At 72.2% G+C, this 12050-nt stretch carries 11 protein-coding genes; 4 read left to right on the top strand and 7 right to left on the bottom strand.

From position 1 onward, the window contains the following. Window positions 1-43: 43 nt before the first annotated feature. The gene (locus AB0L33_RS10910) at window positions 44-859 is read right to left on the bottom strand and encodes a serine hydrolase domain-containing protein (RefSeq protein WP_365679833.1); all 816 of its coding nucleotides are present in this window, start codon (window positions 857-859) and stop codon (window positions 44-46) included. Window positions 860-950: 91 nt separating this feature from the next. Between AB0L33_RS10910 and AB0L33_RS10905 the strand changes: the two genes are divergently transcribed. From AB0L33_RS10905 to AB0L33_RS10895, 3 genes are read left to right on the top strand one after another with little or no spacing between them, the layout of a single operon-like run. Further along, window positions 951-1412: a MerR family transcriptional regulator gene (locus AB0L33_RS10905; protein WP_164630260.1), complete on the top strand. Its 462-nt coding sequence runs from the start codon at window positions 951-953 to the stop codon at window positions 1410-1412. Further along, on the top strand, window positions 1412-2428 hold the full coding sequence (locus AB0L33_RS10900; protein WP_365679831.1) for an aldo/keto reductase: 1017 nt from the start codon (window positions 1412-1414) through the stop codon (window positions 2426-2428). Before AB0L33_RS10905 ends, AB0L33_RS10900 begins: the two co-directional genes overlap by 1 nt. Before the next feature lie 46 nt (window positions 2429-2474). Next, window positions 2475-2921 carry a VOC family protein gene (locus AB0L33_RS10895; protein WP_365679829.1) on the top strand — a complete coding sequence of 149 codons (447 nt, stop codon included), beginning with the start codon at window positions 2475-2477 and terminating at the stop codon, window positions 2919-2921. Here the strand turns inward: AB0L33_RS10895 and AB0L33_RS10890 are convergent. The 5 genes from AB0L33_RS10890 to AB0L33_RS10870 all read right to left on the bottom strand — a co-directional run bounded on the left by AB0L33_RS10890 (window position 2881) and on the right by AB0L33_RS10870 (window position 8334). Further along, the gene (locus tag AB0L33_RS10890) at window positions 2881-4002 is read right to left on the bottom strand and encodes an alpha/beta hydrolase (protein WP_365679828.1); all 1122 of its coding nucleotides are present in this window, start codon (window positions 4000-4002) and stop codon (window positions 2881-2883) included. The genes AB0L33_RS10895 and AB0L33_RS10890 overlap by 41 nt on opposite strands. 149 nt (window positions 4003-4151) lie before the next feature. Beyond that, a complete protein-coding gene (locus AB0L33_RS10885; RefSeq protein WP_365679826.1) occupies window positions 4152-4835 on the bottom strand; it encodes a response regulator transcription factor in 684 nt (227 codons plus the stop codon). A gap of 13 nt (window positions 4836-4848) precedes the next feature. After that, the gene (locus tag AB0L33_RS10880) at window positions 4849-6078 is read right to left on the bottom strand and encodes a sensor histidine kinase (RefSeq protein WP_365679824.1); all 1230 of its coding nucleotides are present in this window, start codon (window positions 6076-6078) and stop codon (window positions 4849-4851) included. A gap of 18 nt (window positions 6079-6096) precedes the next feature. Beyond that, window positions 6097-7035, bottom strand: coding sequence for a DUF4429 domain-containing protein (locus tag AB0L33_RS10875; protein ID WP_365679822.1), 939 nt, complete (start codon window positions 7033-7035; stop codon window positions 6097-6099). Window positions 7036-7122: 87 nt separating this feature from the next. Then, complete coding sequence (locus tag AB0L33_RS10870) at window positions 7123-8334, bottom strand: alpha/beta hydrolase (RefSeq protein ID WP_365679820.1); 1212 nt, start codon at window positions 8332-8334, stop codon at window positions 7123-7125. 277 nt (window positions 8335-8611) lie between these two features. Here AB0L33_RS10870 and AB0L33_RS10865 point away from each other — a divergent pair, with 277 nt between their 5' ends. Beyond that, window positions 8612-8995, top strand: a complete 384-nt coding sequence (locus AB0L33_RS10865; protein ID WP_365679819.1) for a peptidase inhibitor family I36 protein — start codon at window positions 8612-8614, stop codon at window positions 8993-8995. A gap of 80 nt (window positions 8996-9075) precedes the next feature. Here the strand turns inward: AB0L33_RS10865 and aceE are convergent, their stop codons facing one another. After that, a complete protein-coding gene (gene aceE / locus AB0L33_RS10860) occupies window positions 9076-11808 on the bottom strand; it encodes a pyruvate dehydrogenase (acetyl-transferring), homodimeric type (protein ID WP_365679817.1) in 2733 nt (910 codons plus the stop codon). Between the last annotated feature and the right edge of the window lie 242 nt (window positions 11809-12050).

Here is a 12050-nt window from a genome sequence, read left to right as displayed (position 1 = left end):
CGCGCCGGTACGGCCCGGCCGGGACGCGCGGGGGCGGGGCCCCTCAGCCCGCCAGCTCCGCCAGCACCGCGTCGGTGAACGGCGGCCACACCTCGACCGCCCACGGGCCGAAGGCCCGGTCGGTGAGCGCGACGCAGGCCGCGCCCGCGGCCGGGTCGACCCAGAGGAAGGTGCCCGACTGCCCGAAGTGGCCGAAGGTCGCGGGGGACGAGGCGGTGCCCGTCCAGTGCGGCGACTTGGAGTCGCGGATCTCGAAGCCGAGGCCCCAGTCGTTGGGGTTCTGGTGGCCGTAGCCGGGAAGGACGCCCTTCAGGCCCGGGTGGACCACGGTCTGCGCGGCGAGCACGGTGCGCGGGTCGAGGAGGCGGGGGGCCTGCACCTCGGCGGCGAAGCGCGCGAGGTCGTCCACCGTGGAGACGCCGTCCTTGGCGGGGGAGCCGTCCAGGGTCGTCGCGGTCATCCCGAGCGGTTCCAGGACCGCCTGTCGAACGTATTCCGGGAACGGGATCTCGGTGGCCTTCGCGATGTGGTCGCCCAGCACCTCGAAGCCCGCGTTGGAGTAGAGGCGCCGGTTGCCGGGCGGGGCCATCACCCGGTGCTCGTCGAAGGCGAGGCCGCTGGTGTGGGCGAGGAGGTGGCGCACGGTCGAGCCCTCGGGGCCCGCAGGTTCGTCCAGCTCCACGGCGCCCTCCTCGTACGCCACCAGCGCCGCGTAGGCCGCGATCGGTTTGGTGACGGAGGCGAGCGGGAAGCGGTGCGCGGTCGGACCGTGCGTACCGGCGACCGTGCCGTCCGCTCGTACGACGGCCGCCGCGGCGGTGGGGACGGGCCAGTTCTCGATCATCGCCAGGCTCTGCATGCGTACGAGAGTAGATTCCGGGTCCCACCTGTCGGAAACCGCACCCGGTGATGCTTGCTTCGAGTGCACTCCAACGTCATAGCGTGGAGGCATGACGGTGATGGAGACCACTTCGACCCGGGCCGATATCTGCGCCTCCGCCCCCTCGGCGCATCCGCGCCCCGACGGGCAGGACCGCTACACGATCAGCGAGGTCGCCGCGTTCACCGGCCTGACCGCCCACACCCTGCGCTGGTACGAGCGGATCGGACTCATGCCGCACGTGGACCGGTCGCACACCGGCCAGCGCCGCTTCAGCAACCGGGACCTCGACTGGCTCGCCTTCGTCACCAAGCTGCGGCTGACCGGGATGCCGGTCGCCCACATGGTCCGGTACGCCGAGCTCATACGCGAGGGCGACCACACCTTCGAGGAACGGCAGGAGCTGCTGGAGGCGACCCGCCGCGACGTGAGGACGCGGATCGCGGAGCTCCAGGACACCCTGGCCGTGCTGGACTACAAGATCGACTTCTATGCGGGCGCCCGTGGGGCGCCGGAAGGGCCCAGTGCCTGATGACCGACCACAAGATCGCCACCGTCGAACTCGGCCGGGGCGGCCCCCGCGTCGGGGTCCAGGGCCTCGGCTGCATGGGCATCAGCGAGTTCTACGGCGACACCGACGAGGCGTCGGCGCGCGAGACGCTGGAAACGGCGCTGGCGGCGGGCGTCACCCTCTTCGATACCGCCGACATCTACGGCAGCGGCGCCAACGAGACCTTCCTCGCCCCGTTCGTCGGAGCGCACCGCGACGAGATCACCCTCGCCACGAAGTTCGGCATCGAGCGGCGCGACGACGACCCCGACTACCGGGGCGTCAACAACAACCCCGCGTACATCCGCGAGGCCGTCGAGGCGAGCCTGCGCCGCCTGAACACCGATGTCATCGACCTCTACTACATGCACCGCCACGACACCGCCGTCCCGTTCGCCGAGTCCGTCGGCGCCATGGCCGAGCTGGTCCAGCAGGGCAAGGTCAAGCAGCTCGGGCTGAGCGAGGTCACCGGCGCCGAACTGCGCGAGGCGCACGCCGTGCACCCGATCGCCGCCCTCCAGTCCGAGTGGTCCCTCTTCAGCCGGGACGTGGAGCGCAGCGCGCTCGCCGCCGCCGCCGAGCTGGGCGTCACGGTCGTGCCGTACTCGCCGCTGGGCCGGGGCTTCCTCACCGGCTCCTTCGCGGACGCGGGCAAGGAGCTGGCCCCGGGCGACTTCCGGGCCTCGCAGCCCCGCATGACCGGCGAGAACGCGAAGACCAACGCGGCCCTCCTGGAGCCCGTCCACAAGATCGCCGCCGCCCGCGGGGCGACCGCCGGGCAGGTCGCGCTCGCCTGGGTCCAGCAGCGCGCCCAGGTCCACGGCATCACCGTCGTCCCGATCCCCGGCACCCGCAAGAGCCACCGCCTCCTGGAGAACGTGGGCGCGACCCGTCTGACGCTCACCGACGACGAGCTCGCCCTCCTCGAACCGATCGCCGGGCAGGTCGCGGGCGACCGCTACCAGGACATGAGCCTGACGTCCCTCGCGCGCGAGTAGCGCGGGGTAGCGTCCGTACGAGGCAACCGAGCGAGGAGGAACCGGCATGGCGGTCCAGCGCATGGACAACGTCGGCATCGTGGTCGAGGACCTGGACGCGGCCATCGCGTTCTTCCGGGAACTCGGCATGGAGCTGGAGGGCAGGGGCGAGGTCCAGGGCGGCTTCGCCGCCGAGTGCACCGGCCTCGACGGCACCCACTGCGAGATCGCCATGCTCCGGACCCCGGACGGGCACAGCCGCCTGGAGCTCGCGAAGTACCTCACCCCCGCGCTGATCGACGCCCCGCGCGACCGGCCGCACAACGTGCTCGGCACGCACCGCGTCATGTTCGCCGTCGACGACATCGAGGACACCGTCGCCCGGCTGCGTCCTCTCGGCGGCGAACTCGTCGGCTCCATCGCCCGGTTCGAGGACAGCTACCTGCTCTGCTACCTGCGCGGCCCGGACGGCGTCATCGTCGGACTGGCGGAGGAGCTGGGCGGGAAGGACTAGCGCTTCTCGTCCGGACCATGCCGGTCCCGGCGGGTCGGGCGTCCGCGCCCTCGGCGATCGACGCGAACGCCCGCAGCGACTCGGTGCCCGGCGCGAAGTAGCCCGTGTGCCCCTCCGCGTCGTCCGCGGGCACCCGCCGGGCGCCGAACCCCGGCGACGCGGGGTCCGTGCCGTGACCGAGCCCGGCGAACTCGACGTGCGGGACCTTGCCGATCCAGTCGCCCGGGTCCTTCGCCGCCCACACCCGCGCCCCGGTGCGCAGACCGGCCACGCTGTCCGCGCGCATCCCGGGAGAACCGAGGACCACCAGGTCGGCGACGCGCAGCCGGTGCGCGGCCAGTCCGCAGACGACCGAGCCGTAGCTGTGGCAGAACACCGCGGTGACGGGCGTCCCGGCGGCCTCCAGCCCGTCCGTGAACCGGGTCAGCCGCGCCGCACCGGCCTCCGCAAGCGTCCCCCGGGCGGCGTCGAGCCCGAGGCCCACCGGTGTGGTGTACCCGGCCCAGGCGATGACGGCGGTGCCCGGCCCCGTACGGGCGTACAGCGACCTGGCCATCCCGGCCGGGGTGCCGTACACGTCCGTCGTACGGTCGAAGGTTCCGGCGTCGATGTCGGAGCCGGGCACCACCACGGACACCCGGCGGGCGGCCGCCAGGTCGCCGAACACCTCCGCGACCTGGCCCCGGCCGCGCGGGTCGAACGCCAGGAAGCGGCGGGCCGGGTCCTCGGCGAGGTGGGCGTAGCGGGGGTCGTGCGAGGCTTTCAGGGCACGGGCGTTGGCCCGGTAGCGCAGCTCGACGGGGGCGCCGTCCAGGTTGCCGACGACGAGTGGGTGCCGCACGGCCAGGGCCTGTTGCTGTGCCGCGCTCAACTTCGCGAAGAAGCGAGCCACTTGGGCGGGCGCGTCCCGCTCCGGGTCGGGCAGCTCGCGGCCCAGGGTGTGGTCGGCCCGCCAGGAGGCCGTGCCTGGGGGCGGGCCCGTGACCGCCTGCTGGGCGTTGCCCGACACCCAGCCCGCCGTCCCCGACACCACGGTGACCGCCAGCGCGGCCGCGACCAGGGTCCTCGCGTAACGCCGCATCCGCCCCGCCCTCCCTCTCCGGCCCAACCGGCCGGTCCCCGCCCGCCGTTCGGCGTGACGGGAGGAAGGTAGGAACGCGGTGGGTGCGCGGACGTCACACCGGGGGGCCAACTGCCGTGTCATACCCGGGTAGGGGGTGTGGCGGGCCGTCAGGCGGAGCCGGGGACGACGAGCCCCGCCTCGTAGGCGAAGATCACCGCTTGTGCCCGGTCCCGCAGGGACAGCTTCGCCAGGACGCGCCCGATGTGCGTCTTCACCGTCTGCTCGGCGAGCACCAGCTTCGCGGCGATCTCCTGGTTCGACAGGCCGCGCGCGATGAGCTCCAGCACCTCCGTCTCGCGCGGCGTCAGCCCGTTCAGCCGCAGCGTCGCCCCGCCCCGGGCGGCGGCCGACGGCCCCTGCTTCGCGAAGTCGGCGATCAGACGGCGCGTCACGGAGGGCGCGAGCAGCGCGTCGCCCGACGCCACCACCCGGACCGCCGCGATCAGGTCGGCCGGGGGCGCGTCCTTCAGCAGGAAGCCGGACGCCCCGGCCCGCAGCGCCTCGTACACGTAGTCGTCCACGTCGAACGTGGTCAGCATCAGCACCCTGGGCACATGGACCACACCCGATGGCGGGTCCAGCAGTTCGCGGGCCGCCGCGAGGCCGTCCATCTCGGGCATCCGGACGTCCATCAGGACCACGTCGGGGTGGACCCGGCGGCTGACCTCGATGCCCTGGCGCCCGTCCGGCGCCTCACCGACCACGTCGATGTCCGCCTGGGCCGCCAGCAGGGCCGCGAAACCCGCCCGCACCATGGCCTGGTCGTCGACGATGATCACACGGATGGTCACGGTTCCTCCGGACTCAGGGGGCGTCTTCGGGCCCGGCCGGGGACAGTGGCAGCCGCGCGGCGACCCGGAACCCCCCGTCCGGCAGCGGCCCGGCGTCCAGTGAGCCGCCCGTCAACCGTACGCGCTCCCGCATCCCGACCAGGCCGTGGCCCGTTCCCGCCGTCTCCAGCGGCGAAACCGGCTGCTCCGGCGGTTCGTTGACGATCAGCACCGTCAACTGGTCGCCGTCCGCGGCGACCGAGACCCGCGTCCGTGCTCCCGGGGCGTGCCGGACCACGTTGGCCAGCGCCTCCTGAACGATCCGGTACGCGGACAGGTCGACGGCCGACGGCACGTCACCCAGGTCGGCGGCCAGCGACAGTTCGGCCGGAAGCCCCGCCCGTACCGTGGCCTCCACCAGTTGCTGCAAGCGGTTGATCCCCGGCTGCGGGGTCCGCTCGCCCTCCGTGCCGTCTCCCCGCAGCACCACGAGCAGCCGCCGCATCTCGGTCAGCGACTCCCGCGCGCTCGCCGCGATCGTCCCGAACTCGTCGCGCGCCTCGTCCGACAGCTCCGGCAGCCGGTAGGGCGCCGAGTCCGCCTGGACGGTGATCACGGACATGTGGTGGGCGACCACGTCGTGCAGCTCCCGGGCGATCCGGGTCCGCTCCTCCAGCAGCGTCCGCCGGGCGCGCTCCGCCTCGCTGACGGTCTCCTGCTCGGCGAGGCGGCGCTGCGCGACGCGCCGTTCCCGGACCGCCGCGCCGATCACCAGCACCACGGCCGCGAGCAGGGGCAGCAGCAGAGCCGTGCCGTTGCTCCGGTCCGCGCGGACCAGGTGGAGGACGAGGCTCGCCGCCCCGGTCACCAGCCAGACGGCGACGAGCACCCGCCTGGACCGGCGCAGAGCCAGCGCGAGAAGCAGGAAGAGACAGGCGACGAGCGGCGCGGGCGGCCACGGCCACACGTCGTACTCGCGGGCCGGCTGCCCCAGGATCACCAGCGCGCCCGCGATGTCCGCCGGGAAGACGATGCACCACGCCCACAGCGGCCGGCGCGCCATCAGCAGCAGAGGCCCGGCCTGGGTGACGGCGAGGGTGGTGGCGGCCGCACCGCCGAGCCCGTACTGATCGAGGAGGTTGGCCAGGGTGACGGGGAGGAAGAGCACCGTCAGCGCGACGGCGGCGGCCTCCGGCAGGAAGCTCGTCCAGCGCCGCGAAACGGTGGGGTGCGCGGGGGCGGGGGCGGTTATCGGTTCGGTCATCTCGGTGGCCGCCGGCCGTTACAGCTCGGCCAGGAGCTGTGCCTTCTTGGCGCTGAACTCCTCGTCGGTCACCAGGCCCGCCCGGTGCAGTTCCCCGAGGTGGTGGATGCGCTCCGCGATGTCCGCCGGATCGCGCCGCGCGGCGGCGGTGAGGGGAGCGGTGGCCGGGGGCGCGGACTGTTTCCTGCGTACGGATTCGAGGACGGCCGCCGCGAAGGGCAGCGACTCGTGGACCGGGCCGTAGCCGAGCCCGAAGATCACCGCCGCGGGGTCCTGATCGGCCCGGGCGGGACGGGGTATGACCGGCTGGACGCCCGTGGCCGTCCCGGACGTCGCGGGACCGGTGAGCCCTCCGGACGCGTGGGCCACGGCGTCGGAGCCCTTCGGCAGCAGCCGCAGATAGCCCTCCAGGCCCTCCGGCGAGCGCCACTCCACCCCGCACAGGTCCGTGACCGGGAACGTCTGGTCACCGGCCTTCCACTTCTCCGACGAGGCGCCCGTCCAGAACCAGCGGAACGAGATCCGCTCACCGTCGAAGCCGGCCCGCCCGTCGTACGCCTTGAACTGCATCGGGGCCTCGGGGGCCGCGACCAGGAAACGGTCGGCGGGCTCGCCCGCGTCCGTGCCGAGGCAGGCCCGCAACTCGTCCGCGTAGTACTCGGCAAGGGTCTCGCGGGCGGCGGGGAGCACCAGCCGGTACGGGTCGCAGCCGTCCTTGAGCTGTCCGGCGGCGGCTTCGAGGAGCGGGTCGGCCCCGGGGCGCGGGACGGCACGCAGCACCACCGTGCCCCGCCTGCCCGGGGTCAGCGTCACCGATGACAGCGCCGCGTGCGGGACGCGGCGCTCGCGGAGGCTCTGGAGGAGTCTCGGCGTGCGGATACCCCGTTCGTAGCGGATGAGCACGGAGTCGGCGTCGAACTCCCAGGTGGCATGAATTCCGGCCAGCACATCACCCATGCGCCTCATCGTATGCGGCACTTGCCCGCCCCGTCCCCTCTCGGAGTCGACCGCTTCCGGAGGACGGACGCGGTGTCTCTACGCGCGTCAGGCTGTCGAGTTGGCGTACACCCCGTCGTGGCAGGCGCTGTCGGCCGGTGCACAGGTCACCGATGTGTACGCGCCAACACCGATCGCGGCGAAGTTCTCCAGGCTCTCGGTGCCCGGCTCGAAGTAACCGCTGTGACCGACCGCGCCGTCCGCCGAGACGATCCGGGCGCCGAAGCCGTGGTCCACCGGATCCGCGCCGTGTCCCAGACCCCCGAACTCCAGGTTCGGCACGTCCTCGATCCAGTCGCCGCTGTCCCGCATCGCCCACACGTGCGCCCGGGTGTGCAGCTGACCGGCGTTGTCCGCCCGCATCCCGGGGCTGCCGGCCACCGCGATGTCCTCGACCCGGCCGGGCAGCCTGCTCGCGGCGACCCCGCACAGGACGGAGCCGTAGCTGTGGCAGAACAGCGAGACGGGCGCCGGTCCCGGGAGGGCCCGGACGAGCGCGTCGAGCCGGACCGCCCCGCGCTCGGCGAGGTTGCCGAGGGCGGCGTCCATGCCGATGCCGACGGGCGTGGTGTAGTCGGCCCAGGCGATGACGGCGGTGCGCACCTCGGGGCTCGCGGCGCGCTCGGCGGCGTACAGCGACTTGGCCATGCCGACGGGCGCGGCGTTGGTCTTGGGCCCGGTGCGTTCCAGGGTCAGCAGATTCGTGTCGACGCCGGGCACGACCAGCGAGATGCGCCGGGCCCGGTCCAGGTCGCCGAACACCTCGGCGGCGAGCCCGCGCCCCGACGGATCGAACGCCAGGAAGTGGCGGTCCCGGGCGAGCATCGAGCGGAACCGGTCCAGGCGGTGCTGGGCCTCGGCGCGGCCGGACGCGGAGAGTCTGGTGTCGTGGACGCGCTTGCGTTCGACCGCGCTCGCCTGCACGATCGCCCGCCGGTTCGCGCGGTAACGGGTGGCCACCGGGGCGCCGTTGAGGTTGCCCACGACGAGTGGGTACCGGTCGGCGAGGTGGGCGCGCTGCGCCGGTGTCAGCGTGGCGAAGAAGTGCGCCAGCTTGTACGGCGGGCTGTCGGCGTCCGGCAGCGGCGCTCCCGCTATCGACCCCTTGGCCCAGGCGGCCAGCGCGAGTGCGCGGGAGTCGCCGGAGCGCTGGTGGTGCACGGCGGTCCAGCCGGTCGTCGCGAGCATCACGAAGACGACCGCGACGGCGAGCAGTGCGCGCCAGGCGGTGAGCGTGGGGGAGGAGTCGAAGGAAGTCACTCCGGACCACCCTAGGAGACGGGTGGAGCCGGTTCGGGAGCAGGGTGACGTACATCACCCGACTGTGCGGAAGGACACGGTGATTGCCTCACCCTGCGTACGGCCCTGCGGCACGCTCCGCGCCTTTCGCGTCAACTCTGTGCGGACCGTCACCTTTCGGAGTGGACCTGGCCTTCAGTACTTCCGATTACTCTCCGTAACGGCGCAGGGTGGTGCCGGAGATCCACATCGGTGGACGACCGCATCAGCGCTTTCATCACACGGGGGTTCAACTCACATGCGTACGACCGTTGCCGCGGCCTTCCTGGCCGCCACCACCCTGTTCCTGCTCGCGCCCGCCGGGACCACCGCGCCCGCGAAGGCCGCCGCGCCCGTCTCCCTGGGGGACTGCGCGAGCGGGCAGCTGTGCCTCTGGGCGAAGCCCGACTTCACCGGCGCCCGGCAGACCCATGAGCTGTCCACCATCGACATCGAGAGCTGCGTCCCGCTGAAGTCCGGCACCACCGCGCAGGCCCTGGCCAACCGCACCGGCCGCCCGGTCACCACCTACCAGTCCGCCGAGTGCGAGGAGACCGGCGAGTTCGAGACGTACCCGGGCGGCGGCACCTGGCTGCCGCGCTCGCCGTACCAGGTGCGCGCCTTCAAGGTGTGGGAGAACTGACCGGGCCCGGACGCGCCGCGGGGCGGCGAGACCCCTCCCGGGTCCCGCCGCCCCGCTCCGGGCCGGTCTCCGCGCCCGCGTTACGCGTCGCCGCCCGCGGCCCCCGGATCGGCCGAGGCCACGTCCAGCAGCTCGTAGCGGTCGACCGCCGTCTTCAGCGCCGACCGGTCGACCTTCCCCTCCTTCGCCAGCTCCGTGAGCACGCCGAGCACGATCGACTGCGCGTCGATGTGGAAGTACCGCCGCGCCGCGCCCCGCGTGTCCGCGAACCCGAATCCGTCCGCGCCCAGCGACTGGTACGGACCGGGCACCCAGCGGGAGATCTGGTCGGGCACGGACCGCATCCAGTCCGACACCGCCACGAACGGCCCCTGCGCCCCGGACAGCTTGCGCGTCACGTACGGCACGCGCTGCTCCTCCTCCGGGTGCAGCAGGTTGTACCGCTCCACGTCCACGGCCTCGCGCCGCAGCTCGTTCCAGGAGGTCGCCGACCAGACGTCCGCCTTCACGTTCCACTCGTCGGCGAGGATGCGCTGCGCCTCGACCGCCCACGGCACCGCAACGCCGGACGCCAGGATCTGGGCCGGGATCTCGCCCTTCTCCCCGCGGCTGTAGCGGTAGACGCCCTTCAGGATGCCCTCGACGTCGACATCGGCGGGCTCCGCCGGGTGCTGGATCGGCTCGTTGTAGACGGTGAGGTAGTAGAAGACGTCCTCACTGTTCTCCCCGTACATCCGGCGCAGGCCGTCCTGCACGATGTGCGCGATCTCGTACCCGAACGCCGGGTCGTAGGCCACGCAGGCCGGGTTGGTCGACGCCAGCAGCTGCGAGTGCCCGTCCGCGTGCTGGAGCCCCTCGCCGGTCAGCGTCGTCCGCCCCGCGGTCGCGCCCAGCACGAAGCCGCGCGCCAGCTGGTCCGCCATCTGCCAGAACTGGTCACCGGTGCGCTGGAAACCGAACATCGAGTAGAAGACGTACACCGGGATCAGCGGCTCGCCGTGCGTCGCGTAGGCGGAGCCCGCCGCGATCAGCGAGGCCGTGCAGCCCGCCTCCGAGATCCCGTCGTGCAGCATCTGCCCGGTCGGCGACTCCTTGTACGCGAGGAGCAGATCCCGGTCGACCGACTCGTACTGCTGCCCGAGCGGGTTGTAGATCTTCGCGCTCGGGAAGAAGGCGTCCATGCCGAACGTGCGGTACTCGTCGGGCGCGATCAGCACGAAGCGCTTGCCGATCTCCTTGTCCCGCATGAGGTCCTTCAGGATGCGGACGAACGCCATGGTGGTGGCGATCGACTGCTGGCCCGAGCCCTTCTTCGCGGCCGCGTACGTCTTGTCCTCGGGCAGCGGCAGCGGCTTCGCGCGCACCACCCGGGTCGGCACGTAACCGCCCAGGCCCTTGCGGCGGTCGTGCATGTACTGGATCTCCTCCGAGTCGCGGCCCGGGTGGTAGTACGGCGGGTTGCCGTCCTCCAGCTCCTTGTCCGCGATCGGGATGTGCAGCCGGTCCCGGAACCGCTTCAGGTCCTCGGCGGTCAGCTTCTTCATCTGGTGGGTCGCGTTGCGGCCCTCGAAGTTCGGCCCGAGGGTCCAGCCCTTGACCGTCTGCGCCAGGATCACCGTCGGCTGGCCCTTGTGGGCCTTGGCCGCCGCGTAGGCCGCGTACACCTTGCGGTGGTCGTGACCGCCGCGCCCCAGGTGCAGGATCTGCTGGTCGGTCATGTCCTTGACCATCTCGCGCAGCCTCGGGTCGTCCCCGAAGAAGTGCTCCCGGATGTACGCGCCGGTCTCCGTGGCGTACGTCTGGAACTGCCCGTCCGGCGTCGTGTTCAGCTTGTTGACCAGGATGCCCGTGCGGTCCTGCGCCAGCAGGGGGTCCCAGGACCGGTCCCAGACCAGCTTGATCACGTTCCACCCGGCGCCCCGGAACTGGGACTCCAGCTCCTGGATGACCTTGCCGTTGCCGCGCACCGGGCCGTCGAGGCGCTGGAGGTTGCAGTTGACGACGAAGGTCAGGTTGTCCAGGCCCTCGCGGGCGGCGATGGACAGCTGGCCGAGCGACTCCGGCTCGTCCATCTCGCCGTCACCGAGATACGCCCACACATGCGAGTTCGAGGTGTCGGCGAGGCCGCGCGCCTCCATGTAGCGGTTCATCCGCGCCTGGTAGATCGCGCCGAGCGGGCCGAGGCCCATCGACACCGTCGGGAATTCCCAGAAGTCAGGCATCAGCCGCGGGTGCGGATAGCTGGACAGCCCGTTCGGCGCCTTCGACTTCTCCTGGCGGAAGGCGTCCAGCTGCGCCTCGCTCAGGCGGTCCAGCAGGAAGGCGCGGGCGTAGATCCCGGGCGAGGCGTGCCCCTGGAAGAAGATCTGGTCGCCGCCCAGACCGTCGTCCTTGCCGCGGAAGAAGTGGTTGAAGCCGACGTCGTACAACGAGGCCGAGGAGGCGAACGTCGCGATGTGGCCCCCCACGCCGATCCCCGGTCGCTGGGCGCGCGAGACCATCACGGCCGCGTTCCAGCGGGTCGCGTTGAGGATCTTGCGCTCGATCTCCTCGTCGCCGGGGAAGAACGGCTCGTCCTTCGTGGCGATCGTGTTGACGTAGTCCGTGCTGCGCATCTCCGGCACCGCGACGCGCTTCTCGCGCGCTCGCTCGATGAGCCGGAGCATGAGATAGCGGGCCCGCTCACGGCCTCGCTCGTCGACGGCGGCGTCGAGGGAGTCGAGCCATTCCTGGGTCTCTTCGGGATCAAAATCCGGGACCTGACTCGGAAGGCCGCCAATGATGATCGGGTTGCGATCGGATCCGGAAGCCACGCTGTTCCTTCGCTGTTCGGTGCTGCGCTTCGGGGCCTGTTACGGGAGTCCTACCCCCGGACATGAGGATGTGTACGCCATCCCCATCGTGTACCGCTGAAACGCGTACGTCATCTCTACCGAAAGGTAACCGCGAACGCGTCCCCGGCCGGGTTCCGCCGGGACGGATGGACGGCCGGCGAGTGGGTATCGGTGCAGGCAGAAGGTGCCGGACAGGACGGGGCAGACAGGATGAGAGGTGA

This window comes from Streptomyces sp. NPDC052299, from assembly GCF_040679335.1.
Classification (GTDB): domain Bacteria; phylum Actinomycetota; class Actinomycetes; order Streptomycetales; family Streptomycetaceae; genus Streptomyces.
This window is presented reverse-complemented; position numbering and strand designations above follow the sequence as displayed.